At 64.5% G+C, this 16,925-nt stretch carries 19 protein-coding genes; 10 read left to right on the forward strand and 9 right to left on the reverse strand.

Translation table 11 applies throughout. The features are described 5' to 3' along the window. Positions 1 to 7 precede the first annotated feature (7 nt). The 7 genes from G6N27_RS13435 (at position 8) to G6N27_RS13465 (ending at position 4,923) form a co-directional block, all read left to right on the forward strand. A complete protein-coding gene (locus G6N27_RS13435) occupies positions 8 to 1,177 on the forward strand; it encodes a thiolase domain-containing protein (protein WP_163776773.1) in 1,170 nt (389 codons plus the stop codon). Next, the gene (locus G6N27_RS13440) at positions 1,174 to 2,052 is read left to right on the forward strand and encodes a TIGR03619 family F420-dependent LLM class oxidoreductase (protein WP_163776774.1); all 879 of its coding nucleotides are present in this window, start codon (positions 1,174 to 1,176) and stop codon (positions 2,050 to 2,052) included. Before G6N27_RS13435 ends, G6N27_RS13440 begins: the two co-directional genes overlap by 4 nt. Positions 2,053 to 2,106: 54 nt before the next feature. Beyond that, positions 2,107 to 2,514 (forward strand): nuclear transport factor 2 family protein, encoded by a 408-nt coding sequence (locus G6N27_RS13445; RefSeq protein ID WP_163776775.1) that lies wholly within the window; start codon positions 2,107 to 2,109, stop codon positions 2,512 to 2,514. A 31-nt stretch (positions 2,515 to 2,545) separates the two neighbouring features. Continuing rightward, positions 2,546 to 3,181 carry a DUF4389 domain-containing protein gene (locus G6N27_RS13450; protein WP_163776776.1) on the forward strand — a complete coding sequence of 212 codons (636 nt, stop codon included), beginning with the start codon at positions 2,546 to 2,548 and terminating at the stop codon, positions 3,179 to 3,181. Continuing rightward, complete coding sequence (locus G6N27_RS13455; protein ID WP_163776777.1) at positions 3,168 to 3,800, forward strand: class I SAM-dependent methyltransferase; 633 nt, start codon at positions 3,168 to 3,170, stop codon at positions 3,798 to 3,800. Before G6N27_RS13450 ends, G6N27_RS13455 begins: the two co-directional genes overlap by 14 nt. A gap of 60 nt (positions 3,801 to 3,860) precedes the next feature. Beyond that, positions 3,861 to 4,346, forward strand: a complete 486-nt coding sequence (locus tag G6N27_RS13460) for a hypothetical protein (protein WP_163776778.1) — start codon at positions 3,861 to 3,863, stop codon at positions 4,344 to 4,346. Positions 4,347 to 4,473: 127 nt separating this feature from the next. Next, complete coding sequence (locus G6N27_RS13465; protein ID WP_163776779.1) at positions 4,474 to 4,923, forward strand: hypothetical protein; 450 nt, start codon at positions 4,474 to 4,476, stop codon at positions 4,921 to 4,923. A 28-nt stretch (positions 4,924 to 4,951) separates the two neighbouring features. Here G6N27_RS13465 and G6N27_RS13470 read toward each other — a convergent pair whose 3' ends face one another. Then, positions 4,952 to 7,456 carry an ABC transporter permease gene (locus tag G6N27_RS13470; RefSeq protein WP_163776780.1) on the reverse strand — a complete coding sequence of 835 codons (2,505 nt, stop codon included), beginning with the start codon at positions 7,454 to 7,456 and terminating at the stop codon, positions 4,952 to 4,954. Continuing rightward, positions 7,453 to 8,151 carry an ABC transporter ATP-binding protein gene (locus G6N27_RS13475; RefSeq protein WP_163781767.1) on the reverse strand — a complete coding sequence of 233 codons (699 nt, stop codon included), beginning with the start codon at positions 8,149 to 8,151 and terminating at the stop codon, positions 7,453 to 7,455. Before G6N27_RS13475 ends, G6N27_RS13470 begins: the two co-directional genes overlap by 4 nt. Positions 8,152 to 8,498: 347 nt before the next feature. On the opposite strand from G6N27_RS13475, the gene G6N27_RS13480 reads away from it, so the two are divergent. After that, entirely contained in the window at positions 8,499 to 9,164 is a 666-nt protein-coding gene (locus G6N27_RS13480) for an SRPBCC family protein (protein ID WP_163776781.1), read from the forward strand. Positions 9,165 to 9,176: 12 nt separating this feature from the next. Here G6N27_RS13480 and G6N27_RS13485 read toward each other — a convergent pair whose 3' ends face one another. Continuing rightward, positions 9,177 to 9,701, reverse strand: coding sequence for a gamma carbonic anhydrase family protein (locus G6N27_RS13485; protein WP_163776782.1), 525 nt, complete (start codon positions 9,699 to 9,701; stop codon positions 9,177 to 9,179). Positions 9,702 to 9,825: 124 nt separating this feature from the next. On the opposite strand from G6N27_RS13485, the gene G6N27_RS13490 reads away from it, so the two are divergent. Then, positions 9,826 to 10,977, forward strand: coding sequence for a Rieske 2Fe-2S domain-containing protein (locus G6N27_RS13490; protein ID WP_163776783.1), 1,152 nt, complete (start codon positions 9,826 to 9,828; stop codon positions 10,975 to 10,977). Next, positions 10,974 to 11,432: a hypothetical protein gene (locus G6N27_RS13495; protein ID WP_163776784.1), complete on the forward strand. Its 459-nt coding sequence runs from the start codon at positions 10,974 to 10,976 to the stop codon at positions 11,430 to 11,432. The genes G6N27_RS13490 and G6N27_RS13495 overlap by 4 nt, the downstream gene beginning before the upstream one ends. Before the next feature lie 55 nt (positions 11,433 to 11,487). Here G6N27_RS13495 and G6N27_RS13500 read toward each other — a convergent pair whose 3' ends face one another. From G6N27_RS13500 to G6N27_RS13525, 6 genes are all read right to left on the reverse strand, one after another. Then, positions 11,488 to 12,633, reverse strand: a complete 1,146-nt coding sequence (locus G6N27_RS13500) for a sulfotransferase family protein (protein WP_163776785.1) — start codon at positions 12,631 to 12,633, stop codon at positions 11,488 to 11,490. Next, positions 12,633 to 13,415: an SDR family oxidoreductase gene (locus G6N27_RS13505; RefSeq protein WP_163781769.1), complete on the reverse strand. Its 783-nt coding sequence runs from the start codon at positions 13,413 to 13,415 to the stop codon at positions 12,633 to 12,635. The genes G6N27_RS13500 and G6N27_RS13505 overlap by 1 nt, the downstream gene beginning before the upstream one ends. Positions 13,416 to 13,417: 2 nt before the next feature. Next, positions 13,418 to 14,557, reverse strand: a complete 1,140-nt coding sequence (locus tag G6N27_RS13510; RefSeq protein WP_163776786.1) for a hypothetical protein — start codon at positions 14,555 to 14,557, stop codon at positions 13,418 to 13,420. Between the two features lie 68 nt (positions 14,558 to 14,625). Continuing rightward, the gene (locus G6N27_RS13515; protein WP_163776787.1) at positions 14,626 to 14,892 is read right to left on the reverse strand and encodes a hypothetical protein; all 267 of its coding nucleotides are present in this window, start codon (positions 14,890 to 14,892) and stop codon (positions 14,626 to 14,628) included. A gap of 53 nt (positions 14,893 to 14,945) precedes the next feature. Beyond that, positions 14,946 to 15,995 (reverse strand): 4-hydroxy-2-oxovalerate aldolase, encoded by a 1,050-nt coding sequence (gene dmpG, locus G6N27_RS13520; RefSeq protein WP_163776788.1) that lies wholly within the window; start codon positions 15,993 to 15,995, stop codon positions 14,946 to 14,948. Beyond that, positions 15,992 to 16,909 (reverse strand): acetaldehyde dehydrogenase (acetylating), encoded by a 918-nt coding sequence (locus G6N27_RS13525; RefSeq protein ID WP_163776789.1) that lies wholly within the window; start codon positions 16,907 to 16,909, stop codon positions 15,992 to 15,994. The genes dmpG and G6N27_RS13525 overlap by 4 nt, the downstream gene beginning before the upstream one ends. Positions 16,910 to 16,925 lie beyond the last annotated feature (16 nt).

Raw genomic sequence — 16,925 nt, forward strand, 5'->3', positions numbered from 1 at the left:
GGCGCCGATGGGTAAGCAGCTCGCCGCGGTGCTTGGCACCGGCCAGACGAAGTATGTCGCCAAGCGGCAAGACGTTTCGATGAACGGCCTGGTTCGCGAGGCCATCGATAAGGCGCTGGCCGACTCCGGGTCGACGATGGACGACATCGACGCGGTCGTGGTCGGCAAGGCGCCCGACTTCTTCGAGGGCGTCATGATGCCGGAGCTGTTCATGGCCGACGCCGTCGGCGCGACCGGCAAGCCGCTGATCCGGGTTCACACCGCGGGTTCGGTGGGCGGGTCGACCGGTGTGGTGGCCGCCAGCCTGGTGCAGTCGGGCAAATACCGGCGCGTGCTGGCGATGGCGTGGGAGAAGCAGTCCGAGTCGAATGCCATGTGGGCGTTGAGCATTCCGGTGCCGTTCACCAAGCCGGTGGGAGCGGGCGCGGGTGGCTACTTCGCCCCGCATGTGCGTGCCTACATCCGCCGGTCCGGCGCGCCGACGCACATCGGCGCCATGGTCGCGGTCAAGGACCGGCTGAACGGTGCCAAGAATCCGCTGGCGCATCTGCATCAGCCCGACATCACGTTGGAAAAAGTGATGGCGTCGCAGATGCTCTGGGATCCCATCCGTTTCGACGAGACCTGCCCGTCGTCCGACGGTGCATGCGCGGTGGTGATCGGTAACGAGGACGTCGCCGACAAGCGCGTCGCCGACGGTCATCCGGTGGCGTGGATCCACGCCACCGCGTTGCGCACCGAACCGCTGGCGTACTCCGGCCGCGACCAGGTCAACCCGCAGGCCGGCCGTGACGCCGCGAAGGCACTGTGGAAAGCCGCCGGCATCACCAGCCCCATCGACGAGATCGACTGCGCGGAGGTGTACGTACCGTTCTCCTGGTTCGAACCAATGTGGCTGGAGAACCTCGGATTTGCGGCCGAAGGCGAAGGCTGGAAGCTCACCGAGGCGGGCGAAACCAAGATCGGCGGCCGAATCCCGCTCAACATGTCCGGCGGTGTGCTGTCGTCGAACCCAATCGGTGCATCCGGTCTGATCCGGTTCGCAGAAGCGGCCATCCAGGTGATGGGCAAAGCGGGTGATCACCAGGTTCAGGGCGCCCGCAAGGCACTTGGCCACGCCTACGGCGGTGGCTCGCAGTACTACTCGATGTGGGTCGTAGGAGCTGACAAGCCGTGAAGTACACCTGCAGTATCGCGTTCGGCCAGATCGACCAGCTGACCGAACTGGCCAAGACCGCAGAGGAAGTGGGGTTTGACTCGATCGCGCTGCCGGACTCGATCTTCTATTTCGAAAAGCAGTCCGTCGACTACCCCTACACCGCCGACGGCAAGCGGATGTTCGACGAGGAGTCGCCCTGGGTCGACCCGCTGATCCTGGCGGGCGCGATGGGCGCGGTTACCTCGAAGCTGCGGTTCTACACGAACGTGATGAAGTTAGGTTCGCGCAACCCGCTGCTGCTGGCCCGCCAAGTTGGCTCGGTGGCTAATCTGACCAACAACCGCTTCGGATTCGGCGTCGGGATCGGCTGGGCACCAGAGGAATTCGAGTGGTGTGGCGTTCCCTACGCCAAACGCGGCAAGCGTGTCGACGAGATGATCGAGGTCATCAAGCTGGTGCTGGCCGGCGGGATGGTCGAATTCCACGGCGACTTCTATGATTTTGACCGCCTTCAGATGAGCCCGGCGCCCACTGAACCGGTGCCGTTCTACGTGGGCGGCCACACTGATGTGGCGCTGCGCCGTGCTGCTCGGATCGGTGACGGTTGGACCAGCGCGATGATGACGCACGCGCAGCTCGCCGAAACCATCGGCAAGCTCGACGCGCTGCGCACCGAAAATGGCCGCGCGGAACTGCCTTTCGAGATCCAGGCGGTGTGCATCGACAAGTTCGGCGTGGACGGCCATCGCGAGCTCGCCGAGATAGGGGTTACCGACTACATCACCATCCCGTGGATTCTGGACGGCCTCGGGACCGACGCGCCGCTGGACAAAAAGAAAGACTCGCTGAAGCGTTGGGCTGACACCTACATCCACTCGGGCTGGCAGGACTGAGATGACGCGCGCCGGCGACGATGCAGAGCGATGCGATGAGGAGGAGCGGCGCCAATGACTGACTCTCCCGCACACCTGGCTGGCAAGCGTTCCCGCGATGCGGTGGCGGCCAGGGACAAAGAAGCCTGGCTGGCGAACTTCGCCGACGACGCCATCGTCGAGGACCCGATTGGCCCGTCGCATTTCGATCCCGAGGGCAAGGGGCATCGCGGGCGCGACGCCATCTCGGCGTTCTGGGACATGGCGATTGCGCCCACCGACAAGATCGAGTTCGTCTTCGACAAGACGTACCACTGCGGCAACGAAGAAGCCAACATCGGCCACATCCTGATCACCGCGGCCGGACACCAGGTCACCGCCGAAGGCGTCTTCACCTACAAGGTCGACGACGACGGCAAGATGCTGGCGCTGCGCGCCTACTGGGAAGTCGACCAGGCCACCGCGAGCGCCCGCAAGATTTGAACCCAGCGCTGTTCGCCGCCGTATAAAAGTTATGGACGGCGTTGCCGAGCCCGTTCTCGCGGACGGCCCTGTGCGGGTACGAAGCGATCTCGACGCGCCGTCGCGCCGGCTCTGGCTGGTCAAATGGTGTGCGCTGGCGGTGCCGCACTATCCCATCCTGATCGGCCTGTACCTGCTGTATCCATTTGTGACGATCGCCGCCGGCGTCGCCATCTTGTTCACCGGCCGCCATCCGCGCCCACTCTTCGACTTCAACGTCGGGGTGCTGCGGTGGTCGTGGCGCCTGATGAACTACCGCTTCCCGATGAACAGCACCGACAAGTACCCGCCCTTCACGCTCGCATCGCAGCCGGACTACCCGGCTGACCTCGACGTGGACTACCCCGATGGCCCCACCAACCGCGCCGCGCTTTTCACGCGATGGCTCCTGGGCATGCCGCAGATACTTCTCTGCTGGGCGATGGAGCCGCTTCTGCAACTGCTCTGCGTGATGAACGCGGCGTGGTTGTTGTGCATCGGCACGATCAACCAGGGCATGTTCGACCTTCTGCTGGGCATCGTTCGATGGCGTTATCGGGTGGCCGTGTACGTCTCGTTGATGCGCGACGAGTATCCACCGTTCCGGATGGATCTGGGTAGCGTGCAGGTGGATCATGACGCGGCGTAATCCGTTGTTCCCGTACATCTATCGACTCGGGATGCCGATTTTCGACCGGCTTTTCTATCGTCGCTACCGACGCACCGCGATGTCACACGCGGTCGGCCGACTGCTGATGGTGGGACTGGGTCCCGGAACCGACCTACTGTTCGTTCCCCCGGCGGTGGTGTCCGTCGCCGCGGTGGAGCCAGAGCCGGCGATGCGCAGGATGGCGTCCGCCCTGGCGCGCCGCCACGGCATCGACGTCGACATCGTCGATGGGGTCGGGGAGTCGATTCCCTTTCCGGACGACAGCTTCGACTCTGTGCATATCGGGCTCGTTCTGTGCTCGGTCGACAACGTTGGGGCCACCCTGGCCGAAATCCGACGCGTACTGGCGCCGGGCGGCAGGCTGGTCGTCCTCGAGCATGTCCGCGGAGAAGGCTTGATGGGGTGGTTTCAGGACTTGATCGCCCAGCCGTGGTCGTGGCTTGCGTCAGGATGCGAACCGAATCGTCGCACCGTCGACGCCATTACCGCAGCCGGATTCGACGTCGCCGGCCTGCATCGCATTCGACGAACGCTGGTGCCTCCGCCGTGCACACCTCATCTGCAAGGATTCGCCACCGTCATCGACCGCGACGGGTGAACTTTTTTCGCCGCGGCTTCGTGTACCAGGCAAGTCGATCACTGGCGATGGGAGTCGATCATGAGTCGCACAATTCTGCCCGGCCTCGGCAGGGCTGCCGGTGGTCTCATCTCCGCCGGGCTGATCTCGTTGGCGACGGGCCCCGTCGCGCATGCCGACGGCGAAGACCTGACGCCGGTAGTAGGCGCAGACTTCTTGGTTGGCGACGTGATGCCGGCGGCCGAAACCGACTTCATGGTTGGTCCGCTGCAGAATTTCGGACTGTTCACCGACCAGTCGTTTGCCGACCCCGACGACCACGAGTTCGTCGCGACTGTCCTCTCGGGCCACTCTTTCACTGATGTCCTGACTTCTGGGGCCGACCCGTCGGACAGCTTGGCGGCCTTCGGCGTTCCCGGGGACGCGGGCATCGGCGTGGCAGGAGAGACAGTGAACACCTTCATCGACCCGAGCAACCCGGCGCTCGAATCCTTGCTGTCGTTCTCGCTTCCGTTCACGGACCCGTTGGCCGAACTCTTCACCGCGCTACTGCCGCTTGGCTTCTGACCTCAGCTGGACAATAAGACGGGCTGGTGAGGAGGTTTCGCTCAGGAATTTTTAGGTATATTCTCAGGGTATTGCTAACAGTGATCTGGATCACACATACGATCGGAGTTTTCGAATGAGTTCTCGGATGGTGACAGTCGCTCTCGGCACGGCCGCCGGTGCTTTCCTGGCCGCCGGGCTCATACCGCTGGCTGCCGCTGGCTCTGCCCGAGCCGACGCTGACGACGTCAGCCCAGCAGTGGACACGGACTTCATCTCTGCAACCGACAAGTTATTTGCCCTCTTCGGCATCAATGACGTGGGATTTGCCGACCCTGACGACAATTTTGAGGCGATGGTCCTGAACATTCCGTCGCTCCACATCACCGATGTATTGACTTCTGGGGCCGACCCCTCGGATAGCTTGGCGGCATTCGGGGTGCCCGATGACATTGCCGTCGGGACCGCCGGCGTGACAGTCAACACGTTCACAGATTCGATGGACCCACTCCTGAACAGCACGTTCACCATTCCCTTCACGGATCCCCTTGCCGGGCTGTGGGACCTTCTTGTTGCTCACGACTTCTTTGGCCTCTGAGGAAATAGCTGAACTGAGACCCCGCCGCCTAGTCGACGCCGACGGCGTCGATGATGTTGAGTCGCGCCGCGCGTCGCGCGGGCGGCAGCGAGCCGAGCAGGCTGATCGCCAACGCGCCCACCGTGAACACGAGCGCCATTGGACTCGGCCGGAAGTCGACGGTGAAATTCATCAGGTCCCCGCTGACAAGGCTGTAGAGCCACTGGTCGGCGAGGCCGAAGAGCAGACCGCAGACGCCGCCGACGACTCCGATGGCGGCGGCTTCGGCCAGAATCATCTGCACGGTGAACCGCCGGCTGGTACCCATCGCTCGCAGCACACCGATCTCGCGGCGCCGTTCGAGAACCGAGAGCGTCAACGTGTTGAAAAGCGCTATCGCCGCGACGAATACAACAATGATCCACACGGCGTTGGCGATGTACATGCTCTGATGCAGCGGCGCCTCGAGGCCTGCCAGTGCCGCGCGACCGTCGTAGACGTAGTTCGGCGCAGGCACCACCCGCCGTACGTCGGCCAGCAACCGATTCCTGTCCACGCCCGGGGCTCCGGTGAGCTGGAGCGCCGTCGCGGCCGGGCGGTCAAACCATGCCCGCATCCGATCGAGGTCCATGCCGACGGTGCCGATGACCGTCGAGAAGTACGGGACCAGGGCCAGCACGGTGGCCTGCCGCGGGCCGTGCGGCGTCTGCAGCTGCAGGTTGTCGCCGACCCGGACGTGCAGGGTCTTGCCGAGGTTCTGCGAAAGCACGACGCCCCGACCGGCAAGGACCTCACCGCGGACCCGTTGATCGAGCGCCCGGAAGAGTGGATCGGCGGTCCCGGCCGAAAATCCATCGAGCATCACGCGGGTGCCGCCGACCTCGGCGAATCCTGATGCGCCCTCGATGACTCGTTGTACGCCCGGCACCCCGGCCGTCTTGCGGGCGAGATCCGGTGGCAGCGCATCGACGGCATAGCTGTCCGGAGGATCCGCACTCACCCACACGTCGACGTCGGCGACCGGTGCGAAGATGGCGCGCGCCGACCGAATCATGTCGGCGTTCGTCCCGGTGATCACGACCGTGGTGACCACCGCGATGAGCACGGTCATCACCGTGGCCCACACCCGCCGCGGGGCGCGCTCGACCGTCGCCGCCGCGAGTCGCCCAACCGCTCCGAACATCCCGGCCGTTGTCGCAGTCGCCTTGACCATCAGCGCGGCGAGTGCGAAGCCGAGCGCGATCTCAGCTGTAAAGACAGCGAAGATCGCGGCGAAAGCCAGGGTGCCGCGTTGGCCGACAACGACGACGATCGCTGCCGCAAAAACGGCGACCGCGGCGATCCCGCATGCCAGCCGCAGCCATCGCGGTACGACATCGGCGGCTGAAACCCCGACCGGCGCCAACGCCTCGATCGGCGAAACCTTGTACACCTGCCGCGCAGCCATCGCCGACGCTGCCCCGCTGGTGAGGACCGTCGCCGCCAGAGCCACCGGTATCGCATAGCCCGGCAACCAGTACTCGACCCGGGCTTCGAGGCCTTGCGTTATCGCCGGAGGCAATCGACCAATCGCCATGCGGCCCATGAGGATTCCGAGACCCGACCCGATCGCACCGCCGATCACCCCGAGAATCGCGGCCTCAGCGAGCAGGTCGCGAACGATCGTCGCGCGTCGGCCGCCGATCGCGCGCAGCATCGAGATGACCGGGCGGCGCTGAGTGATCGCCATTGTCATCGTGGTGTAGATCAGGAACGCGCCGACCACCAGCGCAACCCCGGCGCCCATCAACGCCATGTAGTTCATCAGCTTGACCCCGTCGCCGGCCCGGGCTGCGCGCATGCTGGGCTCTGCCACGATTGCCCGGCCCTTCACCGCGGCCGTCACTGCGGCCCGCACCGCTGCGAGGTTGGCACCGGGCTTTGTCGTGATCAGTATCGAGTCGAGCTGGCCTTTTCGCCCGGTTATGTTCTGTGCCAATGCAAGTGGGGCCAGAGCGTAGTGGCCGCCGTTGAGGTCCGCGAGTTGCTTGCCGGTGAGCACTTCTGTCACGGCAACCGAAGCCGACCCCAGCCGGAACGTCTCGCCTTTGGCGTAACCGACACCGGGCCCGACCTGGACGCCGTTGGGGTTGGCGGACAGTGTCTTCAACGGTTTCGCGACGGCGTCCTTCAAGGCACCACCCAACGCGGCACTGCTCTTGTCCGCGCCGAACAACAGAATTGGGCCCGACGCCGTGGCCGCAGACGTCCGTATCATCGGCGCCGCGGTCGCGACACCGGCCACAGCGGCGACATCGGTCGCTATCGCGTCGGGAAAACCGGCGTCGGTGATGCCCGACACCTCGATCGCCGCGATTCCGGCGATTCCATCGGACAGCCGGTTCACCGATCCGGTGATCGACCCGAAGATTCCGATGACCGCGACGAGATACATTGCCGACACTGCCATTACGGCGATCGACGCGACGGTGCGTCGTCGGTGCACGACCAGTTCACGAAGACTGAACACCCGCAGCCGGCTCGTCGTCGCCGCGACGGCCGAGCCCGGTCTCATCCCGCGACCGCCAACAATTCGTCGGAGCCGACCCGGCCGTCCTGCAGTGTGATCACCCGATCCGTTGTCGCCGCGGCCTCGGCGTTGTGGGTCACCATCACCACCATCCGACTACCGCCGTCCTCGTGTGCCACCTCCGCTAGCAACGCCAAGATCGAAGCGCCCGTTGAGGAGTCGAGGTTCCCGGTCGGTTCGTCCGCCAGAATCAGCGACGGGTCCATCATCAAGGCCCGCGCCACGGCTACCCGCTGCATTTGGCCACCCGACAGTTCCGCGGGGCGGTGCTGGGTGCGGTCCCCCAGCCCGACCCGGTCCAACAACCGGATCGCATCCGACTTGACCCTGCCCAGCCGGACACCGTCGAGCAGCTTGGGGACCGCCACGTTTTCCCACGCCGACAATGTCGGCAAGAGGTTGAAGAACTGGAATACGAAGCCCACGCGATGGTGACGAAATTGGGACTGTTGCTCGTCGCTGAGGTGGCCGATCTCGTCGCCGTCGAAAGTGATCGAGCCGGAGTCGGGGGAATCCAATGCCCCGAGCAGGTGCAGCAATGTGCTTTTACCCGCGCCTGACGGCCCGACAACCGCAACGAATTGGCCGCCGCCGAACCGCAGGCTGATCTCGTCGAGCGCGCGCACGCTCTGCCCGCCGACCCGGTATTCGCGTGTTACGTCGCGAAGTTCGATGGTCAGTTCGTGCACTCGCCTATCGCCGGTGGCAAGTCGTCCGATCATGGCACTCCCGCGATTCGCAGCATTCAATCGGCCGCGGCGACGTGTGTGCGACCGACGGCCACGCCCGTGCGGATCATGTCGCAAAGGCGCTGGTATCAAAGATAACGAGGTCGAGTCCCAAACGGTTCGATGAATTCGAAATTAATTCTGCGCGGAATAATGCGCCGCGGAAGACCGCAGCCGGGCAGTGGCGATCGGTGTATAGTGCAATTCACATTGTCAGCGAAATCCAATTGTTTGCAACGTTTTTGACAGGGGACAATTTTTTCAATCATTATCGTTCGCTCGCGAAGGAGACCGAATCGATGTCGCTGCCCGCGCTGGAAGATATCGCCGCTCACACCGGCAGCACCGAGCCGATCGATGGGGTAACCCGGATCGAAACCAGTCCACGCGAGAAAGCCACGCCGATCATCATGGAGATGATGCACTCGGTGTATCCGCACGATCAGGTTTTCGGCCAGTACTGCACCGTCAACGACTACATCGACTGCCCGCCGGACGAGCTGTTCGCGTACATGTCCGACACCCGCTGCCTGGAAGAGTGGACCTACAGTCTGCGTGGGTTCACCGAAACCGACGAGCCCGGACTATGGGAGGCCTACGACCGGCTGGGCTCCGAGACCAAGATCTACACCCGCACCGTAGCCAGTGAGCAAGGGCGGACGGTGGACTACCACTGCGCGTGGGATCAAGGCAAACATCTGTGGATGGTCTACCTAATGCGGGTCGTCGATGCCCAAATCGTGCTGGACAAGCCGGGCTCGGTGGTGCTGTGGACCAACTGCCACCACCCGTTCTACGACCGCAATCCGTATCCGGACGCCAGCCCGCCAGACCGTCCGGTCTGGGTCGGCGACTTCTGGGAGATGTTCGGCCCGGGCCATCTGCTCGAGATGAAGAACCTCAAAGCCATCGCGGAATACCGGCACCGCAACGGGCTACCGGTGACACCGGACTGGATGAGATAGCCGCCGGATACGCTAAATCGGTTCCAGCCCAGTCAGATAACGCTGCGCGAGATCCTGATAGGCCTTCGGGTTCACCTTCACCCACATCTCGGCGCCGGTACCCGCAATCGGACCTTTGACGGTCGCCGGCGCCCCGACCACCAGAACCTCGGCGGGGATCTTCGTGCCGGCTGTCACCAGCGCGCCCGCGGCGACAAGGCTGCGGGCGCCGATCACCGCGCCGTCCAAAACGGTGGCGTGGTTGGCGATCAGCGCCTCGGCGCCGATGTGGGCGCCGTGAATGATGCACATGTGCGCGACGGTTGCGCCCGGACCGATGTCGACTGGGATACCGGGCGGCGAGTGCAATACCGATCCGTCCTGCACATTGGCCCCTTCGCGGACGATCACCGGCCCGTAGTCGGCACGCAGCACGGTGTTGAACCAGACCGACGCCCCAGCCTCGACCGTCACGTCACCGATCAGAGTCGCGGTAGGCGCGACGAACGCAGTCGGATCAACCCTTGGCGATCGTCCTTCAAAGGAGAACAGCGGCATCGTCCAGATATACCGCGGGCCGGGTAGCCAGGCGATTGCCCGGCAGTAAAGGTGCCCTTCGTTGCGCTTTACCGGGGCAAAACTGTAACGTGTTCTAGTTAGAAGCCAAAAATCTGGAGGCGTCATGGCTACCGAGACTGCCGGTATTCGCGAGATCGACGCCGGCACCCTGCCCGACCGGTATGCCCGCGGCTGGCATTGCCTCGGCCCGGTCAACGATTACCTGGACGGCGAGCCGCACGGGATCGACGCGTTCGGTACCCGTCTGGTCGTGTTCGCCGACTCGCATGGCGACGTGCACGTGCTCGACGGTTACTGCCGGCACATGGGCGGCAACCTGTCGCAGGGCACCGTCAAGGGCGACGAGATCGCCTGTCCTTTCCACGACTGGCGCTGGGGCGGTGACGGCAAGTGCAAGCTGGTGCCTTACGCCAAGCGCACACCACGGCTGGCCCGTACCCGGTCCTGGACGACCGATGTGCGCAGCGGTCTGCTGTTCGTCTGGCATGACCACGAAGGCAACCCGCCGACCCCTGAGGTGCAGATCCCGGAGATCCCCGAGTTCACCAGCGGCGACTGGACCGACTGGCGGTGGAACTCCATCCTGATCGAGGGCTCCAACTGCCGGGACATCATCGACAACGTCACCGACATGGCGCACTTCTTCTACATCCACTTCGGGTTGCCGACGTACTTCAAGAACGTCTTCGAAGGTCACATCGCCTCGCAGTATCTGCACAATGTCGGCCGCCCGGACATCGACGACATGGGCACCTCGTACGGTGAGGCGCACCTCGATTCGGAGGCGTCGTACTTCGGTCCGTCGTTCATGATCAACTGGTTGCACAACAAGTACGGCGACTTCAAGGCTGAGTCCATTCTGATCAACTGCCACTACCCGGTCACCCAGGACTCGTTCGTGCTGCAGTGGGGCGTCATCGTCGAGAAGCCCAAAGGCATGGACGAGAAGATGACCGAGAAGCTGTCCAGGGTCTTCACCGAAGGCGTCAGCAAGGGATTCCTGCAAGACGTCGAGATCTGGAAACACAAGACGCGCATCGAGAACCCGCTGCTGGTCGAGGAAGACGGCGCCGTGTATCAGATGCGACGGTGGTATCAGCAGTTCTACGTCGACGTCGCGGACGTCACGCCGGACATGACGGACCGCTTCGAGATCGAGGTCGACACCACCATCGCCAACGAGAAGTGGCACGTCGAGGTTGAGGAAAACCTCAAGCAGCAGGCCGAAGAGAAGGCGGAGCAGCCGGCCACATGAGTCCGTCCGACCAGCCGCCCGACGTCGATCGGCTAGCTCGGTCGATGCTGATGCTCCATGGCGATCACACCCATGACCATGAGCCTGCTCCGGTCGCCGGCGGCCAGTCCCGCTCCAAGGCAACGGCTTTCGCCGACGATCCAAAGCGCGCCGCCGCTGCGCGCGAAGCCACCCAGGCCGACAAGACCCGCTATCTGACCTCCGGGCTGCAGCCGGTGGATTGCCGGTTCTGCCACGCCACAGTGAATGTCAAACGACTCGGCCCGGGACACACTGCGGTGCAATGGAATAGCGAAGCATCACAGCGCTGCGCCTATTTCGCCGAGCTCCGCGCGTCTGGCACCGACAGCGCGCGGACGCGGTCCTGCCCGAAATTGGCCGACAGCATCGAACACGCCGTCGCCGAAGGGTGCCTGGATGCGGTGTCCACCGCTCCACCGCCCGGCGACGGCTAGAGCCCGGCGACGATGCGGTTCGCGCAGCGAACGGCTGAGGAGCCGGGCAATCTGATCACAGTCCCGCGAATCGCTCCTTGACGACTTCGGCGGTCAGCCCGTAGTCGGCCAACGAGTACTTGTGCTTGGGCGCCCTTGCGCCCGTTTGGCTTTCGGCGTGGCTGTCTTCCATGGCCTGCCGAGCCTCGTCGGTGAGCGGGATGTCGAATGTGCGGTAGATGTCGGCGACGGTGCCGAGCGGATCGGCGATGAGTTCGCGGTAGTCGACGTCGTAGAACTGCGCCGGGTTGTATTTCGCCCGCGCGGTGTTGAACTGCTCCAGACCACGCGACCAGGTTTCCATGGCGTCAGCACCGATCTGGGCGCCGGTGAACGACGTCGACCAGCCGTCGGCGGTGTGCTGCGCCAGCGAGCACATCGACGCCATGATCGTCTCGACCGGCCGGTGCGTCTGGATGACCAGCGCGTCCGGGTACGTCGCCATCAACGCATCGAGCGCGAACAGGTGGCTGGGGTTCTTCAGCACCCATCGCTTGCCGATGTCGTTGAGACCGATCAGCTGAAGATTCTTACGATGCCGCGCGTAAGCCGGCGTCCAGTCCTGCTGCGACAACCACTTTGAGTAGCTGGGCAGGTGCGCCAGTGTCTCGTAGGACACCGAATGCACCGATTGGCGCAGCAACTGCCAGCACTCTTCGAGCTCGTAGGCGGCCATGAAATGCAGACCGGTGTAGCCGGGATTGTCCGCGTGATGCTGGTTGAACTGGTCGTCGAGCCGGCGATACAGCGGGTGTGAGTCCCAGGTGTCGCGCGGCGGACGCGGCTGCGGGAACTCGGCCAGCCACATGTGCAGACCCTGATGCGCGGGGTCGGCGCCGAGCAGCCGATGCAACGCCGTGGTCCCGGTGCGCACCAGCCCGGTCACGAAGATCGGCCGCTCGACCGGCACATCGGCGTGTTGGGGATATTGCTTCCAGGCGGACTCAGAAAGCAGCCTGGCCACCAGCGCGCCGCGCAAGAAGAAGCGATTCATCTTGCTGCCCAACACCGTCAGGCCGGCTTCCTGTCGGTAGGAGTCCAGCAACACGCTCAACGCCTCGCGGTAGTTGTCGCTGTCGCCACCGAAGTCGTCGAGCCCGGTCAGCTTGGTGGCCGACGCGTGCAGCTCGTCGACGGTGGCGATGTCGGTGCGTTCAGTCATTAGTTGTGGTACTCACCGCAATTGACGTCCAGCGTCTGGCCGCTGATGCCGCTGGACAGGTCACTGGCCATGAACATGATCGCCGACGCGACCTCGTCCTCGGTGGGCAGGCGCTTGAGGTCGGAATTGGCCGCAGTGGCCTGATAGATCTGGTCGGACGTTGTGCCGTACTTGCCGGCCTGGTGCTCGAAGTAGGCCTGCAGCGTCTCACCCCAGATATACCCGGGCGCAACAGAATTGACCCGTATCCCTTTTTCGCCGAGCTCGGTGGCCAACGACTGCGACATGGACAGCAGCGCGGACTTCGCCATCTTGTAGGCCCCGTACTTGGCCTGCGAGTGCCGGAGCACCATCGAATTGACGTTGACGACCGCGCCCTTCGACTCTTCCAACGCAGGCGTGAACGCCTGGATGAGACGCAACGCGCCGAGCGCACTCAGCTCGATGGCATCGCGGATGTGCTGAAAGCTGGTGCCTGCCAACGGCTTCATCGACGGAACCCGGAACGCGTTGTTGATCAGGACGTCGACCTTGCCGAAGGCCGCCGTGGTGGACTCGACGAGGTAGGCGACCTCGTCGTCGTCGGTGATGTCCGCGCGCACCGCCAGTGCCTTGTGCCCGGCATCGTTGAGTTGCTTGGCGAGTTCCTCGAGACGCTCAACCGTCCGTGCCGCCAGCACGAGGTCGGCGCCGTCACGCGCACAGCGGTTCGCCAGCGTGGTGCCGAGACCCGGCCCGACACCGCTGATCACCACAACTTTGTTCGCGAGCATCCTTGTCATGATCACCCCAGCATCCTGGCCGCAATTTGCACCTGGCGCAACGCGATTCGCGTCCGCCAGTCTTCTTCGGAAATCTTGTTGTGTTCGAAATGAGGTAGCGCCGCCGGCACCGCGTCCAGGTCGACCAGTTCGACGGTGGGCCCGTCAGTCTCGGTCAATTGGCGAGACACCCGCTGCCAGCGAAACTGTAGGAATCCGCGGCGATGGCCGAGTGTTTCGACCCAGTTGGTGACGCCTGGGTTCTGGTCGGCGACCACAATGCGGACCTTGCCGTCCGGGTCCGCTTGAGCCTGAGCGGAATTCAGTGAGGTCTGGTGGTTGATGTAGTCCAGCGAGATGTACCACATGCTGCCCAGCTGGAAGCCCAGGTAGGGCGCGTCGGTCACCGGCAGGGTGATGATCAGCGCCTGATCGGGCCGCAGGTCGAAATGACCGACCGACGAGTACTGCGTCGCCAGACCGCCGGGTGTCAACCGGGGCGGCACCATCGTGTTGACGGGGATGTCGAGGTAAAACCACTGCGGAAACTGCAACCAGGTCTTGATCCTGTTGACGAGCTGCTTTCCGGTTGTGCTGTAACGCTTTTCGATGGCCGCACGGGTGAGCGGTGGCGGCGCCGTTCCGGCGGTGTCGAGCCGCTGGATCGCCAGCGTGCCGCGTCGTTGTGACCAGTCGCCGAACACCTCGCGGATGACGAGCTGGCCGGGGTTGGTCGGCCGCACCTGCCAGTGGAAGCTGCCGTCAGCAGCGATCTCGAGTTCCCGGTCGTCGAAAGCGGCCTGGCTGGCGGGTACGTTGTCGTCGGTGTACTCGCCACCGAGCAGCTGGAAGCTCAGGTCGGTGGTAGTACCGCGCACGCCGGTGACGAGGTAGTCGCGGTCCGGTTGGACGCGGCAGCCGAAGTACAGGGTGTCCGGATTGTCGAGCCCCATCTTGGTGAAAGGCCCGGTGCCCGACAGCAGCATCGGGTGGTCGCGCTCGTAGTCGAAGACCATGTGCTCGCAGGCAGCCACGCAGCCCGCCAGATATTGCAGGCCTTCGAGCAGGTCGGCTTCGCTCTCGATATGCGGTGCGGCGGTGACCAGCTCCTCGGCCTCGGCGATGGCAGCGACAAGCGGTTCGGAAAAGCGGGGAGCGGGCACGCCTCGACGCTAGAACGTGTTCTAATTTTCGTCAATAAGCGAACACATCAGGCACGCGCGCTAATCGACTACGGCGCGCACTGCTGCGACAGGTCGATCAGATGCTGCCGCACATCCGGATGCCGGTTCAGGTAGTCGATGACGTTGGGACCGCCGCCCTCGGCCTCCGACTTGGCCTGCAGCTGCCGGTGGATGTCGGGATGCCGCTGCAGGTACGAGTCGATGGAATTACCCACGGTCTGGTTGCACGGCGCAGCATTGGCGACTGGCACCGTGACCAACGCCGCCGCCGTCAACAGCCCACCGGCGAGGATGCGTCTCAATGTGGTACTCATGCGCGCGAGAATACCCGCGACACCTATGCGCGACCTGTGCGTAAAGCTGCCGTCTAGTCGCTAGCGGCCTGCTCGCGCTTGATCTCCAGCGCGATGTCGATCAGCTGGTCTTCCTGACCGCCGATCAGTTTGCGCTGACCCGCTCGGTGCAACAGCTGATGCGCCGGCACGCCGTAGCGCTCGGACTGGCGAACCGCGTGTTTGAGGAAGCTCGAGTACACCCCGGAGTAGCCCATGATCAGCGCGTTGCGGTCGAGTAGGCACTCGGCGGGCATGGCCGGGGCGACCACCTCTTCGGCGGCGTCGGCGATGTCGAAGAAGTCGATGCCGGTCTTGACGCCGATCTTGTCGAACACCCCGATCAGGGCTTCGACGGGGGCGTTGCCCGCGCCCGCACCGAAGCGCCGGCAGGAGCCGTCGATCTGCTTGGCGCCGGCCCGAACGGCTTCCACCGAGTTGGCCACGCCCAGGCCGAGGTTCTCGTGGCCGTGGAAACCGACCTGCGCGTCGTCGCCGAGCTCGGCGACCAGCGCCGCCACCCGGTCGCTCACGCCTTCGAGGACCAGCGCTCCGGCCGAGTCGACGACGTACACGCACTGGCAGCCGGCGTCGGCCATGATGCGGGCCTGCGCTGCCAGCTTCTCCGGCGGGATGGTGTGCGACATCATCAGGAACCCGACCGTCTCCAGGCCGAGCTCGCGGGCCAGACCGAAGTGCTGGATCGACACGTCGGCCTCGGTGCAGTGGGTGGCGATCCGGCAGATCGACCCGCCGTTGTTCTGGGCCTCCTTGATGTCCTCCTTGGTGCCGACGCCGGGCAGCATCAGGAAGGCGATCTTGGCCTCTTTGGCGGTTTCGGCGGCGAGCTTGATCAGCTCCTGTTCGGGCGTCTTGGAGAACCCGTAGTTGAAGCTCGACCCGCCGAGACCGTCGCCGTGGGTCACCTCGATCACCGGCACGCCCGCGTTGTCCAGGGCGGCGACGATCGCACCGACCTCGTCCTTGGTGAACTGATGACGCTTGTGGTGCGAGCCGTCGCGCAGCGACGTGTCGGTCATCCGCACGTCCCACATCGGGTCGAAGTAGACCTCTTGCGTGCTCATGCTTGTCCTCCAGCGGCCGCAGTCAAAGACTCCTTGGCGATCTCCTCGCCGACCTTGGTTGCCGCCGCGGTCATGATGTCCAGGTTGCCCGCGTACGGCGGCAGGTAGTCGCCGGCACCCTCGACCTCGACGAACGTGGTGACCAGTGCCTGGCCGCCGGAGTGCACCGACGGCTCGTCGAACTGCGGCTCGTTGAGCATCCGGTAGCCGGGCACATAAGTCTGCACCTCGGCGACCACGTCCTTTATCGACTGGGCGATCGCATCGTGGTCGGCGTCCTCGGGGATGGCGCAGAAGATGGTGTCGCGCATGATCATCGGCGGGTCGGCCGGGTTCAGGATGATGATCGCCTTGCCGCGCTTGGCGCCGCCGATGGTCTCGACGCCCTTGCTGGTGGTCTTGGTGAACTCGTCGATGTTGGCCCGGGTGCCCGGACCGGCCGACGACGACGACACCGATGCGACGATCTCGGCGTAGGGCACTTCCACAACGCGGCTGACGGCGTAGACGATCGGGATGGTCGCCTGCCCGCCGCAGGTGATCATGTTGACGTTGGGCGCGTTCAGATGCTCGCGCAGGTTCGCCGGTGGGATCACCGCCGGGCCGACCGCCGCGGGCGTCAGGTCGATCGCCCGGATTCCCGCGGCCTCGTATTTCGGCGCCGCGTCCCGGTGCACGTAGGCGCTGGTCGCCTCGAACACCAGGTCGGGTTTCTCGGACTGCGCGAGCAGCCAGTCGACGCCCTCGTGGGTGGTCTCCAAACCCAGCTTTCGAGCCCGGGCCAGGCCTTCGCTCTCGGGGTCGATGCCGACCATCCAGCGCGGCTCCAGCCAGTCCGAGCGCAGCAGTTTGTAGAGCAGGTCGGTGCTGATGTTGCCCGAACCCACAATGGCAACGCTCGCCTTGGACGGCATGGACGCTCCTTCATCT

This window comes from Mycobacterium cookii (assembly GCF_010727945.1).
GTDB lineage: Bacteria > Actinomycetota > Actinomycetes > Mycobacteriales > Mycobacteriaceae > Mycobacterium > Mycobacterium cookii.